This is a genomic window from Enterobacter sp. 01-M-03-SI-ECC, from assembly GCF_047530215.1.
Lineage (GTDB): Bacteria > Pseudomonadota > Gammaproteobacteria > Enterobacterales > Enterobacteriaceae > Enterobacter > Enterobacter chengduensis.
Genome location: NZ_JBLKDA010000004.1, coordinates 57,892 through 73,545 on the forward strand (window position 1 = coordinate 57,892; position 15,654 = coordinate 73,545).

The window sequence follows — 15,654 nt, forward strand, 5'->3', positions numbered from 1 at the left end:
GAGGTTATAAGGGTGACGGCGTTAACAACGGGAAGTGATGCGTGGTGGCAGTCGAAAAACGGGCCTGAATGGACGCCGGAAAAGGGAAAATATCGCGTCACGTTCTGGTGGCGCGACCCGAAAGGAACGCAAGATTCGTCACCGATCAAACGCGTCTGGCTCTACGTCACCGGCGTGACCGATCACCATCAAAATGCCCGCCCGCAGTCCCTCGAACGCATTCCCGATACCGACGTCTGGCAGTGGCAGGGCGAGTTCAGCCCCGAGTGGCGCGGGAGCTACTGTTTTATCCCTTCCGAAAATGAAAACGATTTTGCCAGCGTTGTGTTTGAAGGCGCGCAGCCGGACCGCATGGCGCTGCGCGAAGGCTGGCGCAAGCTGTTGCCGCACGCGGTTTCCGACCCGCTGAATCCGCAGAGCTGGCGCGGCGGGCGCGGTCATGCCGTCTCCGCGCTGGAGATGCCGCAAGCGCCGGTTCAGCCGGGCTGGAATCATCCGGATACGCCCTACGACGCGCCGACCTGCATTGAATGGGAAAGCGCGCGCCTTAAAAATCGCCGTCGCGTCTGGATTTTTACCACCGGGGACGATAACCCCGAGCGCCCGCTGGCGTTGCTGCTCGACGGCCAGTTCTGGGCCGAAAGCATGCCGATCTGGCCCGCGCTGGCGTCGCTCACCGCCGGGCGCAAATTACCGCCTGCTGTCTACGTCTTAATCGATGTTATCGACATGGCGCATCGCAGCCGCGAGCTGCCCTGCAATCCCGATTTCTGGCTGGCGGTGCAGGAAGAGCTTCTCCCCCGCGTAAAAAATCTCGCGCCGTTTAGCGACCGCGCCGACCGTACCGTGGTGGCGGGCCAAAGCTTTGGCGGCCTGGCGTCGCTTTATGCTGGCCTCAACTGGCCGCAGCGCTTTGGCTGCGTGCTCAGCCAGTCCGGTTCGTACTGGTGGCCGCACCGCGGTGGGCAGCAGGACGGGCTGTTAATCGAACAGCTTAAAACAGGTGAAATATCCGCTCACGGGCTACGCGTCATCCTTGAAGCCGGGCGCAACGAGCCGCTCATCTTCCGCGCGAACCAGGCGATTTACGCCGAGCTGCACGCCCGGCAGGTTTACTGGCGTCAGGTTGACGGCGGGCACGACGCGCTGTGCTGGCGCGGTGGGCTGACGCAGGGGCTGATGACCCTCTGGCAGCCGCTCATTCACTAACGGAGTCTGTATGGAATTCAGCAATCCTTTCGATAATCCGCAGGGACAGTTCGCCATTTTGCAAAACGACCGGGGGCAGTACAGCCTGTGGCCGCAGCAGTGCGGGCTTCCGGCAGGGTGGCGCGTGGTGTGCGAGGCGCAGTCTCAGGAGGCGTGCCAGCAGTGGCTGGCCGCGCGCTGGCAAACGCTTGAACCGTCTTATTTTGCGGGGGAGATCGCATGAACCGTCTTCCTCTCGTCGCCGCCCAGCCGGGCATCTGGATGGCGGAGCAGCTGTCCACGCTGCCCAACGCCTGGAGCGTGGCGCACTACACCGAGCTGAAAGGCGATATCGACGCGCCGCTGCTGGCAAAGGCCATTGCCGCTGGCATGATGCAGGCCGATACCCTGCGGATGCGTTTTGCCGAGGAGAACGGCGAGGTGTGGCAGTGGGTCGATGACGCCGTCATGCTGCCGGAGCCGTCCGTTGTTTGCGTGGATTCCCACGCCGCCGCCGTGGCGATGATGGAATCCGATCTTAACCAGAACCTGCGCGTCGACAGCGGTCAGCCGCTGGCGTTTCACCAGCTGATTCAGGTCGGTGAAAACCACTGGTACTGGTATCAGCGCTATCACCATCTGGTGGTGGATGGCTTCAGCTTCCCGGCCATTACCCGCCAGATCGCCACAATTTATGCCGCCTGGAAGAAGGGCAACCCCACCCCCGAATCCCCGTTTACGCCGTTTGCCGGGGTGGTGGAAGAATATCAGCGCTATCGCGACAGCGAGGCGTACCTGCGCGACGGCGCCTTCTGGGCCGAGCAGCGCAAACGGCTGCCTTCGCCGGTCTCGCTCTCCTCCGCGCCGCTGCCGGGACGCGCCGCTACCACCGATATTTTGCGCCTGAAGATTGCCGCCGACGGTCGGGCGTTTAGCCAGCTTGCGCAGGCGGCAGGGGAGGTGCAGCGCACCGACCTGGCGCTTGCGCTGGTGGCGCTGTGGCTGGGCCGCCTGACCGGGCGGCTGGACTACGCCGCCGGGTTTATCTTTATGCGCCGCATGGGCTCCGCGGCGCTGACCGCAACCGGACCGGTGCTCAACGTCCTGCCGCTGGCGGTCAATATCGATCCGCAGGAGAGCCTCCCGACGCTGGCGCTGCGACTGGCGAACCAGCTGAAAAAAATGCGCCGCCACCAGCGCTACGACGCCGAGCAGATCGTGCGCGACAGCGGGAAAGCGGCGGGCGACGAAGCGCTGTTTGGCCCGGTACTGAACGTCAAGGTGTTCGATTATCAGCTGGATATCGACGGCGTGGAGGCCATTACCCACACGCTGGCAACCGGCCCGGTGAACGATCTGGAGCTGGCGCTGTTCCCGGACGACGAGGGCGGTTTGAACATAGAGATCCTCGCCAATAAGCAGCGTTACGATGAAGCGACGCTTTTCCGTCACGTGGCGCGCCTGAACGCGATGCTGGTGCAGTTCGCGGCCAACCCGGACCTGCGCTGCGGCGAGGTGGAAACGGTATCTGAGCAGGAATACGCGCAGCTGGCGCGGATCAACGATACCGGGCTGGCGCTGCCGTCAACCACGCTGGCAGGGCTGGTGGCGGAGCAGGCGAGCAAAACGCCGGACGCCCCCGCGCTGGCGGACGCGCACATTGAACTCAGCTATCGCCAGATGCGCGAGCAGGTCGTCGCGCTGGCAAACCTGCTGCGCGAACGCGGCGTGACGCCGGGCGACAGCGTGGCGGTGGCCCTGCCGCGCTCGGTGTTCCTGACGCTGGCGCTGCACGCCATCGTTGAAGCCGGTGCCGCGTGGCTGCCGCTCGATACCGGCTACCCGGACGACCGCCTGCGGATGATGCTGGAGGACGCGAAGCCCTCCCTGCTTATTACCACCGACGAACAGCTTCCGCGCTTTAGCGATCTTTCCGTTGAGACGTTTAGTTACAACACACTATTACCGACCACGGGTGCTGAACCGCTGCGCCTGGCGAAGCCGGAGCAGACGGCGTACATCATCTTTACCTCCGGCTCGACCGGGCGTCCAAAAGGGGTCATGGTCGGCCATACCGCCATCGTTAACCGCCTGAAGTGGATGCAGGATCATTATCCACTGACGGCGTTTGACGTCGTGGCGCAGAAAACGCCGTGCAGCTTTGACGTGTCGGTGTGGGAGTTTTGGTGGCCGTTTATCGCCGGGGCGAAGCTGGTGATGGCCGAGCCGGACGCGCACCGGGACCCGCAGGCGATGCAGAGCTTCTTCGCCCGCTACGGCGTGACGACAACCCACTTCGTGCCGTCGATGCTGGCGGCGTTTGTCGCCTCGCTGACGCCGGAAAACGTGGCGTGTTGCAAAACGCTTAAGCAGGTGTTCTGCAGCGGCGAAGCGCTGCCGGCCGAACTGTGCCGCGAGTGGGAGCAGCTCACCCGCGTGCCGCTGCATAACCTCTATGGCCCGACCGAAGCGGCGGTGGACGTCAGCTGGTATCCGGCTTACGGCCCTGAACTGGCGGCGGTTGCAGGCAACAGCGTGCCGATCGGCTTCCCGGTGTGGAACACGGGGCTGCGCATTCTGGATGCGATGATGCGCCCGGTGCCGTTCGGCGTGGCGGGCGATCTCTACCTCACCGGCATTCAGCTGGCGCAGGGGTATCTGGGACGTCCGGACCTCACCGCCAGCCGCTTTATCGCCGACCCGTTTGCCCCCGGCGAGCGGATGTACCGAACCGGGGACGTAGCCCGCTGGCTGGACACCGGCGCGGTGGAATATCTGGGCCGCAGCGACGATCAGCTGAAAATTCGCGGCCAGCGCATCGAGCTGGGCGAAATCGACCGGGCGATGCTTGCCCTGCCGGACGTCGCCCAGGCCGTGGCGCACGCCTGCGTGTTCAACCAGGCAGCGGCAACGGGGGGGGATGCCCGCCAGCTGGTGGGATACGTTGTCTCTGAATCCGGCTTACCGCTGGACCGCGACGCGCTGCTCGAATTGCTGAAGGCGCAATTGCCGCCGCATATGGTGCCGGTGGTGCTGCTGCAAATCAGCGCGCTGCCGCTCAGCGCGAACGGCAAGCTCGACCGCAAGGCGCTGCCGCTGCCGGCGTTAACGAGTAAAACGTCCGGCCGCGCGCCGGAAAGTGAAACCGAAATCGCCGTCGCGCAGGCGTTTGCCGCGCTGCTGAGCTGCGAGGTGAACGACATTGAGGCCGACTTCTTTGCCCTCGGCGGACATTCGCTGCTGGCGATGCGCCTGGCGGCGCAGCTCAGCCGCACGTTCGCCCGCAAGGTCACGCCGGGGCAGATAATGGTCGCCTCCACCGTGAGCAAGCTTAGCGCGCTGCTGGACTCAACGCTAAGCGACGAGCAGGTGCAGCGTCTGGGATATGAAACCCTGCTGCCGCTGCGTGAGAGCGACGGTCCGACGTTATTCTGCTTCCATCCGGCATCCGGCTTTGCCTGGCAGTTCAGCGTGCTGGCGCGCTATCTCAGCCCGCGCTGGTCCATTATGGGCATTCAGTCTCCCCGACCTGACGGGCCGATGCAGCAGTGTGCGGATCTGGACGGGGTGATCGAACATCACCTGAATACGCTGCGCGCGCGGCAGCCGCAGGGGCCGTATTACCTGTTCGGCTATTCCCTCGGCGGCACGCTGGCGCAGGGGATTGCGGCCCGCCTGCGCCAGCTGGGTGATGAGGTTTCATTCCTCGGCCTGCTGGATACCTGGCCGCCGGAAACCCAGAACTGGGCGGAAAAAGAGGCCAACGGCCTCGACCCGGCAGTGCTGGCGGAAATCGAGCGCGAGCGGCAGGCGTTTATCGCCGCCCAGCAGGGGCAGGGGAGCAGCGAGCTGTTTAACGCCATCGAGGGCAATTATGCCGATGCGGTGCGGCTGCTCACCACGGCGCACAGCGCACGCTTTGACGGTAAGGCGACGCTGTTTGTTGCCGAACGCACGCGAACGATGGATCCGCAGGTCGCCTGGGCACCGTGGGTGGCGGCGCTTGAGGTATACAGCCAGGACTGCGCCCACGTGGACATCATTTCACCGCAGGCGTTTGAGAAAATTGGGCCAGTGTTGAAGGATATCTTGAGGTAACGTCAAAAGGGCCGGGTGGCGGCTACGCCTTACCCGGCCTACATTCGGATCCCGTAGGCCGGGTAAGGCGTAGCCGCCACCCGGCAATTACCGCCGACCTAACGGCACCACCAGCGGCGTGCCCGCCACCGGATCGTCGATAATCATGCAGCGCATCCCGTAGATCCGCGCGATCAGCTCCGGCGTCACAATCTCCTTCGGCGCGCCCTGGGCCACAATCTCCCCGTCGCGCAAGGCAATCAGGTGCGTGGCGTAGCGGCACGCCTGGTTTAAATCGTGCAGCACCGCCGCCAGCGTGTACCCCTGCGTGCGGTTCAGATCGCTCAGCAGCTCCAGCAGGTCTATCTGATGGCTGATATCGAGCCAGGTCGTCGGCTCGTCCAGCAGCATGATCGAGGTCTCCTGCGCCAGCACCATCGCGATCCACGCCCGCTGGCGCTGCCCGCCGGAAAGGGTGTCCACGCTCTGCTGGGCCAGATCGGTCATCCCCGTCGCCTGCATCGCGCGGTTCACCGCCTCGTCGTCCTCTTTACGCCAGCGGGTGAACAGCGGCTGGTGGGGGTAGCGCCCGCGCGCAACCAGCTCCTGCACCGTGATGTCCCCCGGCGTGGTGGCATTTTGCGCCAGCAATCCGATGCGCCTGGCCACCTCTTTGCTGGCGAAGCGCTGGATCTGCTCTCCATCAAGGAGCACGCTGCCTTCAACCGGCGTCATCAGGCGGCTCAGCGTGCGCAGCAGGGTCGACTTCCCGCAGCCGTTTGGGCCGATAATCGCCGTGAAGTGGCCGTCCGGAATAGTGACGGATAAGTCACGGGCAACGATTTTTTTGCCGTAGCCAAGGGTAAGTTTTTCGCCGCGCAAGCGGGTGGTTGAATCGGTCATTTCTTGCGTGACTCCTGAACGAGCAAGACGATGAGGTAAATCCCGCCGAGGCTGACGGTTACCACGCCCACCGGCAGTTGATAAGGCATAAACAGCCGCTGGGCGCAGAGGTCGGCGGCCAGCAGCAATAACGACCCGCACAGCGCCGCCTGGGCGAGTCCCCAGCGCGCGGTGCCGCTAAGCCGCCGCGCAATGTGCGGGGCGACGAGAGCAATAAAGGAGATTGGCCCGGCGATGGCGGTGGAGGCGGCGGTCAATAATACGGCGACCAGCATCAGCATCAGGCGCGAGCGCTCAACGCTTACCCCCAGCGCGCAGGCGCTGTCGTCGCCCATCTCCAGCAGGCGCATGCGGCGCACCAGCAGCAGCGCGCCGATAAACATCAGCAAAATGAGCGGCGCAGCGGGCCAGGTTTTGCCCCACGTCAGGCCGTTGAGGGAACCGGCATACCACAGCCCGGCGGAGAGCGCGGTGTCCAGCGAGGCCTGCAGCAGGAGCCAGGTGTTAAAGGCCATCAGCATCGCGCGGACGCCAATGCCGATAAGGATCAGACGGAAGGTGTCGATACCGTTGCGCCAGGCAAGCAGCCAGATCAGTAAGGACGTCAGAATGCCGCCCGCCATTGCCGTAAAGGTAATGGCCGTCAGGTGCTGACCAAACAGCACCATCGCCACCAGCACGCCGCTCCAGGCCCCGGTATTGAGGCCCATCACGTCCGGGCTGCCGAGCGGGTTACGCATCAGCGACTGGAATATCGCACCGCTCACCCCGAGCGCCGCGCCCACCAGAATCGCCATCGCCACGCGCGGCAGTCGCCACTCCGTCACCACCAGGGTGATGTTGCGCGGCGCGCTGCCGAGCAGGGCGTTAAAGACCTGGGTGAAATCGAGCATCACCGCGCCGCTGCGCAGGCTCCAGACCGCCAGCAGCAGAATGGCAATGCTCAGCAGCGAGACGCTGATGGTTAAGCGACGGGACGGAGCCATCATGCGCCACCTCCGCGTTTACGGCGTACCAGGAAGATGAGCACCGGCGCGCCGATAAAGGCGCTGACCACCGAGACGCGCAGCTCGCCGGGCACCAGCAGGCGCCCCAGCACGTCGGCAAACAGCAGCAGGGCCGGGGTGGCCAGCAGCGTGACCGGCAGCGACCAGCGGTGATCCGCTCCCACCAGCCAGCGCGCCATATGCGGCATCATCAGGCCGATAAAGGCGATTGGCCCGACCACGGCGGTCGCGCTGCCGCACAGGACGGTGATGGCGAGCAGGCCAATGAGCTGCGTGCGCGCCACCCTATTGCCGAGAGCGGTGGCGGTGTCGCTGCCGAGGCTCAGGCTGTTGAGCGCCCGGCTTAAAAGCAGCGCCACGGCGGCGGCGATCATCACCGGAAGCGCCACCACTTTCAGGGTTTCAAGGGTGCGGATATCCAGCGATCCGGCCTGCCAGAAGCGCAGCTGGTCGTAAACGTCCGGGTTGAGCAGGGCGATGCCGTTGGATAGGCCTTCCAGTACCGCCGCGAGCGCCACGCCCGCCAGCGTCAGGCGTACCGGGCTTAGCTGGCCGCCGCCCTGGCTGCCGGTAAACGCCACCACCAGCGAGGCGGCCAGCGCGCCGCAAAAGGCCATCACCAGCTGTTCAGTAGGTGAGCTCAATCCGAACAGCGCCGCGCCGAGCACGATGGCAAAGCTGGCACCCGAATTGACGCCGAGAATGCCCGGGTCCGCCAACGGGTTGCGGGTGAGGGTTTGCATCAGCGCACCGGCAAGGCCGAGCGCGCCGCCGGCCAGCAGCCCGGCGAGCGTGCGTGGCAGGCGGGCGTCGAGCACGATGACGCAGTCGGCGCTCTGGCAGCGTCCAATGAGTGCATCAACGACAACGGACGCGGGCAGCGGCTTCGCGCCGACCAGCAGGCTGAGCGCAACCGCAAGGATCAGCAGCAGCAGTAAAACGGGCACGGCAACGGCGCGCACCGCAGAAGAGGAAAACGACATAGCAACATCCATGATTTGATAATGATAGTGATTATCGTTATCTATCTTATTTGGCTATGTTAGCATGTGCGCCCATGGAAAGGGTAGAATTACACTCAAGGCTTTGTCATGAATCAAAAATCCTGGCTGCTCAACCTCAGCCTGCTCAAAACGCACCCGGCATATCGCGCCGTGTTTATCGCGCGCTTTATCTCCATTTTGTCCCTCGGCCTGCTCGGCGTGGCCGTGCCTGTCCAGATCCAGGCCATGACGCACTCCAGCTGGCTGGTGGGCTTGTCCGTCACCTTAACCGGTAGCGCGATGTTTATCGGCCTGATGGTCGGCGGCGTGCTGGCGGACCGCTACGAGCGTAAAAAGCTGATCCTGCTGGCGCGCGGCACCTGCGGCGTGGGCTTTATCGGGCTGTGTCTGAACGCGATGCTGCCGGAGCCGTCGCTGATCGCGATTTATGCCCTGGGGCTGTGGGACGGCTTTTTCGCCTCGCTGGGCGTGACGGCGCTGCTGGCAGCCACCCCCGCGCTGGTCGGGCGCGAGAACCTGATGCAGGCGGGGGCGATCACCATGCTCACCGTGCGTCTGGGCTCGGTGATTTCGCCGATGGTGGGCGGCCTGCTGCTGGCAACCGGCAACGTGGCGTGGAACTACGGCCTGGCGGCAGCGGGAACCTTCATCACCACGCTGACGCTGCTGCGCCTGCCGCGGCTGCCGCCTCCGCCGCAGCCGCGCGAGCATCCGCTTAAGTCGTTGATGGCGGCCATTCGTTTTCTGTTCAGCAACCGGCTGATTGGCGGCATTGCGCTGCTCGGCGGCCTGCTGACCATGGCGAGCGCCGTGCGCGTGCTCTACCCGGCGCTGGCGGGCGAGTGGCGGATGAGCGCCTCGGAAATAGGCGTGCTGTACGCGGCCATTCCGCTCGGCGCGGCGTGCGGGGCGCTGACCAGCGGCAACCTGGCGCAGAGCGCGCGTCCGGGGATGATTATGCTGCTTTCCACGCTGGCCTCGTTTATCGCCGTGGGCTTCTTTAGCCTGATGCCGGTGTGGGCGCTGGGCGTGCTGTGCCTGGCGATCTTCGGCTGGCTTAGCGCCATCAGCTCGCTCTTGCAGTACACCCTGATCCAGACCCAGACGCCGGAAGGGATGATCGGACGTATTAACGGCCTGTGGACCGCGCAGAACGTCACGGGGGATGCCATTGGTGCTGCGATCCTCGGCGGGCTGGGGGCGATAATGAGCCCGGCGGCATCGGCGAGCAGCAGCGGGTTTGTACTGGCGATTATTGGCGTGATTTTATTGGCGGTTTTGGTGGAGTTGCGTCGGTTCAGGCAGGAGAGTGCTCCGGCGTGATTTGCCGGGTGGCGGCTGCGCCTTACCCGGCCTACATTTTGCACTCGCCTGACCCTGTAGGTCGGGTAAGGCGAAGCCGCCACCCGACAAAAGGCCCGGTGGCGCTGCGCTTATTTAAACATTGAATCTAAACGCTGCAACACCAACATCGCGCTGTAATAATCCAGGCGGAACGTCTCCGTACCCAATGCCCAAACCCGTTTGTTTTTCACCGCCGGCAAATGCGCCAGCAGCGGGTTGGCGTAAATCGCCGCCACGTCTTTCTCATCACCGGCAAACAGGAAAAGCCCTTCGCCGTTCAGCCCCGTCGCCAGGTTTTCCCCGCCCAGCTGAATGATGTCGTGGCGTTTCCCCTGGCTTTGGGAGGTGTGCAGCCCGGCGGGCAGCTGCGCCAGCGTAAAGCCCAGCTGGTGCAGCAGCTTGCCCTGCGCGGATTCTGCGGTCCACAGGTTGGCGCTGCGCGCGGCGGCGGTGTAGACGATGGCGTTGACCGGCTGCGGCGGCAGCGTCATCTGCTGTTTCACCTGGGCGAGCTGTTTATCAAACGCGGCTATGCGCCCGGCAGCCTGTTTTTCCTGTCCGGTGATGCTGCCCAGCTGGGTCAGCAGTTCCTGCCAGCTCTTGTCGTCGTAGTTGATGATAAGCGTCGGGGCGATGGCGGAGAGCTGATCGTACAGCGCCAGCGCGGAATCGCCGCCGGTGGCGCCGATCAAAATCAGATCCGGCATTTGCGCGGCGACCGCTTCGGCGCTCGGCTCGCCAATGTACAGCCGCGCCACCTTGCGCTGTTTCGCAATATCCCCCCACTGGCGCAGGAAACCTTGCCCGTCCGCCACGCGGTTGTTCGGCGTGGTCGCGCCGCTGGCGATGACCGGTGCGTCAATCGCCAGCAGGGAGCCGGTTAAGGTCACGCTGGTGGAGACGATGCGCGTCGGTTTGCTCTCAAGCGTGTGCACGCCGCGGCTGTCGGTCACCTGACGTGGCCAGTCGGCGGCAACGGCTGAGGCAAGTCCTAAAACAAAAAGTCCAGGTAAAAGCAGGGTATTACGGAAAAGAGCGGGGAATTTCACAGCGCGACGTCCTGTTTCAGTTGAAGATAATGCTTCTCATTTTCATGGTTGCTGCCACGGGATGCAAGCGTTTGTCGCAGAAGTTATTTGTCCGACGGTTGACAGCGAGGCGATGTGGGATTAGGTTAGCCGACGAAAATATAAATGATAATCATTATTGCTTCTTTTATCGTTTGTGGAGGATGATATGGACACGTCCCTGGCTGAGGAAGTTCAGCACGCCGCGACCACGCTGCCGTCAGACAGCTTTTTCTTTATGTCGCCTTACCGCAGTTTTACCACGTCCGGCTGTTTTGCCCGCTTCAGTGAACCCGCCGTCGGCGGCGACGATCCGGCGGGTGGCTTCCAGCAGAAATTAGCCCAGGCTTTTCGCAATGCAAAAGCCAGCGGTATTGCTCACCCGGTGATGGTAGGGGCGATCCCGTTCGATACCCGCAAGCCCTCGTCGCTGTTTATTCCGCAGCGCTGGCAGAGCTTTTCCCGTCCAGCGCGACAGCAGTCCGCACGCTATTTTTCCGCCGCGCAGGCGCTGAAGGTGGCACAACGCACCGAGATCCCCCCGCAGCCCGTCTTTGAAGAGATGGTCGCTCGCGCCGCGTCGCTCACCGCCACGCCGCAGGTCAATAAGGTGGTGCTATCGCGCCTGATTGATATCGCGACCGACAAAAACATGGACAGCGGCGCGCTGATGGAGCGCCTGATCGCCCAGAACCCGGCGAGCTTCAACTTCCACGTGCCGCTGGAAGACGGCGGCGTGCTGCTGGGGGCCAGCCCCGAGCTGCTGCTGCGCAAAGAGGGCGCGCACTTTAGCTCGCTGCCGCTGGCGGGCTCCGCGCGCCGTCAGCCGGACGACGTGCTGGACCGCGAGGCGGGCAATAAGCTGCTGGCCTCTGAAAAAGATCGCCACGAGCACGACCTGGTGACTCAGGCGATGAAGGCCATTCTGGCACCGCGCAGCCATCATCTGAGCATGCCGTCTTCCCCGCAGCTCATCACCACCCCGACGCTGTGGCACCTGGCGACACCGGTGGAAGGCGAGGCGCGTGAAAACGAGAACGCCCTGACCCTGGCCTGCCTGCTGCACCCGACTCCGGCGCTGAGCGGCTTCCCGCATCAGGCGGCGAAGGAACTGATTGCCGAACTGGAGCCGTTCGACCGCGAGCTGTTCGGCGGCATCGTCGGCTGGTGCGACAGCGAAGGCAACGGCGAGTGGGTGGTCACCATCCGCTGCGCGCGTCTGCATAAGAATACCGTTCGCCTGTTTGCCGGGGCGGGCATTGTTCCCGCCTCCTCGCCGGTTGGCGAGTGGCGCGAGACGGGCGTGAAGCTCTCCACCATGCTCAACGTGTTTGGCCTGCACTAAGGAAGACTGATGACGATTCCCTTTACCCGCTGGCCTGAAGATTTTGCCCGCCGCTATCGTGAAAAAGGCTACTGGCAGGATCTGCCGCTGACCCACATCCTGACGGATCGTGCGGACAGCGATGCGGTGGCGATTATCGACGGCGAGCGGCACATCACCTACCGCGCCTTTAATCAGGCGGTGAACAGCCTGGCGTCAGTCCTTCAGTCGCAGGGGCTGCAGCGCGGCGAGACCGCGCTGGTGCAGCTTGGCAACGTGGCCGAGTTCTACATCACCTTCTTTGCGCTGCTGCAAATCGGCGTCGCGCCGGTCAACGCGCTCTTCAGCCACCAGCGCAGCGAGCTGAACGCCTACGCGATGCAGATCAAACCCGCCGTGCTGATTGCCGATCGCGACCACGCGCTGTTTGCGGGCGATGACTTCCTCAATGCTTTCGTGGATGAACACCGTTCGGTACGCGTCGTGCTGCTGCGCGGCGATAAGGGCGAACACGCCCTGGAAGCGGCGATTGCGCGCCAGGCGGACAGCTTCATCCCGAACCCGACGCCCGCCGACGAGGTGGCGTTCTTCCAGCTCTCCGGCGGCAGCACCGGCACGCCGAAGCTGATCCCGCGCACGCACAACGACTACGACTACAGCATCCGCCGCAGCAACGAGATCTGCGGTATCACTGCGCATACCCGGTATCTGAACGCGCTGCCCGCGGCGCATAACTACGCCATGAGCTCGCCGGGATCGCTCGGCGTCTTCACCGCGGGCGGCTGCGTGGTGCTGGCGAACGATCCGAGCGCCACGCTCTGCTTCCCGCTGATCGAACGGCATCAGATTACCGTCACCTCGCTGGTTCCCCCGGCGGTGAGCCTGTGGCTGCAGGCGATTGCCGACGGCGCGGGGAGCGCGCAGCTTGCCTCCCTTAAGCTGCTCCAGGTGGGCGGCGCACGGCTCTCCGCCACGCTCGCGGCGCGCATTCCGCTGGAGATTGGCTGCCAGCTGCAGCAGGTGTTCGGCATGGCGGAAGGGCTGGTGAACTACACCGCGCTCGACGACGCGCCGGAACGCATCATCAACACCCAGGGCCGACCGATGTGCCCGGACGACGAAGTGTGGGTGGCGGACGAGCACGGCAACCCGCTGCCGCGCGGGGAGGTCGGGCGTCTGATGACGCGCGGGCCGTACACCTTCCGCGGCTATTTCAACAGCCCGGAACACAACGCCAGCGCCTTCGACGCCAACGGCTTTTACTGCTCCGGCGATCTGATCGCCATCGACGAGCAGGGCTACATTACCGTGCAGGGGCGCGAGAAGGATCAGATCAACCGCGGCGGCGAGAAGATCGCCGCGGAAGAGATCGAGAACCTGCTGCTGCGCCACGAGTCGGTGATCCACGCCGCGCTGGTGAGCATGGACGATGCCCTGCTGGGCGAGAAGAGCTGCGCGTATCTGGTGGTGAAACAGCCCCTGCGCGCGGTGGAGGTGCGCCGCTTCCTGCGCGAGCAGGGCGTTGCCGAATTCAAGCTGCCGGACCGCGTGGAGAGCGTGGATGCGCTTCCGCTGACGCCGGTCGGCAAAGTCGATAAGAAACAGCTGCGCCTGTGGCTCGCGGAACGCGCACAGGGCTGAGGAAAAAGAGTATGGCTATCCCAAAATTAACCGCATACGCGCTGCCAACAGCGGCAGAGCTGCCGACCAACAAGGTGAACTGGGCGTTTGAGCCTGAACGCGCGGCGCTGCTGATCCACGACATGCAGGAGTATTTCCTGAACTTCTGGGGCGAAAACAGCGCCATGATGCAGCAGGTGGTGGCGAACATCGCCAGACTTCGCGCGTACTGCAAAGCGTACAATATTCCGGTGTACTACACCGCGCAGCCGAAAGAGCAGAGCGACGAAGACCGCGCCCTGCTGAACGACATGTGGGGGCCGGGCCTGACCCGCTCGCCGGAGCAGCAGCGCATCGTGGCTGAACTGACGCCGGACGAGGCGGACACGGTGCTGGTGAAGTGGCGCTACAGCGCGTTCCACCGTTCGCCGCTGGAGCAGATGCTGAAGGAGACGGGCCGCAACCAGCTGCTGATTACCGGCGTGTACGCCCACATCGGCTGCATGACCACCGCCACCGACGCCTTCATGCGCGACATCAAGCCCTTCTTTATCGCCGACGCGCTGGCGGATTTCACCCGCGACGAGCATCTGATGTCCCTTAACTACGTGGCCGGGCGTTCTGGTCGCGTGGTGATGACCGACGAGCTGCTGCCGTCCGTTCCGGCCTCGAAGGCCGCGCTGCGCGAGCTTATCCTGCCGCTGCTGGACGAGTCCGACGAGCCGATGGATGACGAAAACCTGATCGACTACGGTCTGGACTCGGTTCGCATGATGGCGCTGGCCGCCCGCTGGCGCAAAGTGCACGGCGACATCGACTTCGTTATGCTGGCAAAAAACCCCACCCTCGACGCCTGGTGGGCGCTGCTCTCCCGCGAGGTGAAGTGATGGGACTGGATTTCACCGGTAAAACCGTCTGGGTGACGGGGGCGGGCAAGGGCATTGGCTATGCGACGGCGCTGGCGTTCGCCGAGGCGGGCGCGCAGGTGACCGGTTTCGATCTGGCGTTTCCGCTGGGTGATTATCCGTTTACCACCGAAACCCTGGACGTGGCGGATGCCGGGCGGGTGCAGGAGGTGTGCGGGCGCGTGCTGGCGTCGCTTGAACGCCTGGACGTGCTGGTCAACGCGGCGGGCATTCTGCGCATGGGGGCGACGGACCAGCTCTCGCAGGCGGACTGGCAGCAGACCTTCGCGGTCAACGTTGGCGGCGCGTTCAACCTGTTCCAGCAGACGATGGGCCAGTTTCGACGCCAGCAGGGCGGGGCGATCGTCACCGTGGCGTCCGACGCGGCGCACACCCCGCGCATCGGCATGAGCGCCTACGGTGCGTCGAAAGCGGCGCTGAAAAGCCTCGCCCTGACCGTGGGGCTGGAGCTGGCGGGCAGCGGCGTGCGCTGTAACCTGGTGTCGCCGGGCTCAACGGACACCGACATGCAGCGCACCCTGTGGAAAAGCGACGATGCGGAACAGCAGCGCATTCGCGGCTTTGGCGAGCAGTTCAAGCTCGGCATTCCGCTGGGTAAAATCGCCCGTCCGCAGGAGATCGCCAGCACGGTGCTGTTCCTGGCCTCCGATGCTGCCAGCCACATCACCCTGCAGGATATCGTGGTGGACGGCGGCTCCACGCTGGGGGCATAAATGATCTGGAAACGTCATTTATCGCTTGAGGCGCTGAACGCCACCAGCCTGAACACAATGGTGGCGCATCTCGGCATTGTCTATACCCGCATCGGTGACGACACGCTGGAAGCGGAGATGCCGGTGGACGCGCGCACCCACCAGCCGTTTGGCCTGCTGCACGGCGGCGCCTCGGCGGCGCTGGCGGAGACGCTCGGCTCGATGGCCGGGTTTCTGATGACCCGGGACGGGCAGAGCGTGGTGGGAACGGAGCTGAACGCGACGCACCACCGGGCGGTATCCCACGGCAAGGTGCGTGGGGTGTGCCAGCCGCTGCATCTGGGGCGTACCAGCCAGAGCTGGGAGATTGCGATCTTCGACGAGCAGGGAAGGCGCTGCTGCACCTGTCGGTTGAGTACGATGGTGCTGGGCTAGAGCTGAATTGCCCGGTGGCGCTTCGCTTACCGGGCCTACGTGTTAGATGTAGGCCGGGTTAGGCGAA

At 64.3% G+C, this 15,654-nt stretch carries 13 protein-coding genes; 9 read left to right on the forward strand and 4 right to left on the reverse strand.

Translation table 11 applies throughout. The annotated features are described in order from the left end of the window. The first annotated feature begins 12 nt into the window (after positions 1-12). From fes to entF, 3 genes are read left to right on the forward strand one after another with little or no spacing between them, the layout of a single operon-like run. Entirely contained in the window at positions 13-1,209 is a 1,197-nt protein-coding gene (gene fes / locus ACMWKK_RS05355; RefSeq protein WP_112781745.1) for an enterochelin esterase, read from the forward strand. Positions 1,210-1,219: 10 nt separating this feature from the next. Further along, complete coding sequence (locus ACMWKK_RS05360; RefSeq protein ID WP_045325653.1) at positions 1,220-1,432, forward strand: MbtH family protein; 213 nt, start codon at positions 1,220-1,222, stop codon at positions 1,430-1,432. Then, positions 1,429-5,286 (forward strand): enterobactin non-ribosomal peptide synthetase EntF, encoded by a 3,858-nt coding sequence (entF, locus tag ACMWKK_RS05365; protein ID WP_112781746.1) that lies wholly within the window; start codon positions 1,429-1,431, stop codon positions 5,284-5,286. Before ACMWKK_RS05360 ends, entF begins: the two co-directional genes overlap by 4 nt. Before the next feature lie 87 nt (positions 5,287-5,373). Here entF and fepC read toward each other — a convergent pair whose 3' ends face one another. The 3 genes from fepC to fepD are packed head-to-tail and all read right to left on the reverse strand — an operon-like array spanning position 5,374 to position 8,158. Then, on the reverse strand, positions 5,374-6,168 hold the full coding sequence (fepC, locus tag ACMWKK_RS05370) for an iron-enterobactin ABC transporter ATP-binding protein (RefSeq protein WP_045325656.1): 795 nt from the start codon (positions 6,166-6,168) through the stop codon (positions 5,374-5,376). After that, a complete protein-coding gene (fepG, locus tag ACMWKK_RS05375) occupies positions 6,165-7,154 on the reverse strand; it encodes an iron-enterobactin ABC transporter permease (protein WP_112781775.1) in 990 nt (329 codons plus the stop codon). Before fepG ends, fepC begins: the two co-directional genes overlap by 4 nt. Beyond that, positions 7,154-8,158: a Fe(3+)-siderophore ABC transporter permease gene (gene fepD / locus ACMWKK_RS05380; protein WP_112781747.1), complete on the reverse strand. Its 1,005-nt coding sequence runs from the start codon at positions 8,156-8,158 to the stop codon at positions 7,154-7,156. The genes fepG and fepD overlap by 1 nt, the downstream gene beginning before the upstream one ends. A 108-nt stretch (positions 8,159-8,266) precedes the next feature. On the opposite strand from fepD, the gene entS reads away from it, so the two are divergent. After that, complete coding sequence (gene entS, locus ACMWKK_RS05385) at positions 8,267-9,502, forward strand: enterobactin transporter EntS (protein ID WP_406542760.1); 1,236 nt, start codon at positions 8,267-8,269, stop codon at positions 9,500-9,502. 110 nt (positions 9,503-9,612) lie between these two features. Here the strand turns inward: entS and fepB are convergent, their stop codons facing one another. After that, complete coding sequence (gene fepB, locus ACMWKK_RS05390) at positions 9,613-10,572, reverse strand: Fe2+-enterobactin ABC transporter substrate-binding protein (RefSeq protein WP_112781749.1); 960 nt, start codon at positions 10,570-10,572, stop codon at positions 9,613-9,615. A gap of 187 nt (positions 10,573-10,759) precedes the next feature. Here fepB and entC point away from each other — a divergent pair, with 187 nt between their 5' ends. Genes entC through entH form a run of 5 tightly spaced genes read left to right on the forward strand, consistent with a single transcriptional unit; the run spans position 10,760 to position 15,587 of the window. Further along, on the forward strand, positions 10,760-11,935 hold the full coding sequence (entC, locus tag ACMWKK_RS05395; protein ID WP_112781750.1) for an isochorismate synthase EntC: 1,176 nt from the start codon (positions 10,760-10,762) through the stop codon (positions 11,933-11,935). A 9-nt stretch (positions 11,936-11,944) separates the two neighbouring features. After that, positions 11,945-13,555 (forward strand): (2,3-dihydroxybenzoyl)adenylate synthase EntE, encoded by a 1,611-nt coding sequence (gene entE / locus ACMWKK_RS05400; RefSeq protein ID WP_112781751.1) that lies wholly within the window; start codon positions 11,945-11,947, stop codon positions 13,553-13,555. Between the two features lie 11 nt (positions 13,556-13,566). Continuing rightward, positions 13,567-14,421 (forward strand): isochorismatase, encoded by an 855-nt coding sequence (locus tag ACMWKK_RS05405; RefSeq protein WP_045325673.1) that lies wholly within the window; start codon positions 13,567-13,569, stop codon positions 14,419-14,421. Beyond that, positions 14,418-15,173, forward strand: a complete 756-nt coding sequence (gene entA / locus ACMWKK_RS05410) for a 2,3-dihydro-2,3-dihydroxybenzoate dehydrogenase EntA (RefSeq protein WP_161656312.1) — start codon at positions 14,418-14,420, stop codon at positions 15,171-15,173. Before ACMWKK_RS05405 ends, entA begins: the two co-directional genes overlap by 4 nt. After that, positions 15,174-15,587, forward strand: a complete 414-nt coding sequence (gene entH, locus ACMWKK_RS05415; protein ID WP_112781753.1) for a proofreading thioesterase EntH — start codon at positions 15,174-15,176, stop codon at positions 15,585-15,587. The last annotated feature ends 67 nt before the right edge of the window (positions 15,588-15,654 follow it).

What these genes read in the sequence shown, in the direction of transcription:
- ACMWKK_RS05360 (WP_045325653.1), top strand. Translation starts at nt 1,220, where the DNA reads ATGGAATTCAGCAATCCTTTCGATAATCCGCAGGGACAGTTCGCCATT.
- entF (WP_112781746.1), top strand. Translation starts at nt 1,429, where the DNA reads ATGAACCGTCTTCCTCTCGTCGCCGCCCAGCCGGGCATCTGGATGGCG.
- fepC (WP_045325656.1), bottom strand. Translation starts at nt 6,168, where the DNA reads ATGACCGATTCAACCACCCGCTTGCGCGGCGAAAAACTTACCCTTGGC.
- fepG (WP_112781775.1), bottom strand. Translation starts at nt 7,154, where the DNA reads ATGGCTCCGTCCCGTCGCTTAACCATCAGCGTCTCGCTGCTGAGCATT.
- fepD (WP_112781747.1), bottom strand. Translation starts at nt 8,158, where the DNA reads ATGTCGTTTTCCTCTTCTGCGGTGCGCGCCGTTGCCGTGCCCGTTTTA.
- entS (WP_406542760.1), top strand. Translation starts at nt 8,267, where the DNA reads ATGAATCAAAAATCCTGGCTGCTCAACCTCAGCCTGCTCAAAACGCAC.
- entC (WP_112781750.1), top strand. Translation starts at nt 10,760, where the DNA reads ATGGACACGTCCCTGGCTGAGGAAGTTCAGCACGCCGCGACCACGCTG.
- entE (WP_112781751.1), top strand. Translation starts at nt 11,945, where the DNA reads ATGACGATTCCCTTTACCCGCTGGCCTGAAGATTTTGCCCGCCGCTAT.
- ACMWKK_RS05405 (WP_045325673.1), top strand. Translation starts at nt 13,567, where the DNA reads ATGGCTATCCCAAAATTAACCGCATACGCGCTGCCAACAGCGGCAGAG.
- entH (WP_112781753.1), top strand. Translation starts at nt 15,174, where the DNA reads ATGATCTGGAAACGTCATTTATCGCTTGAGGCGCTGAACGCCACCAGC.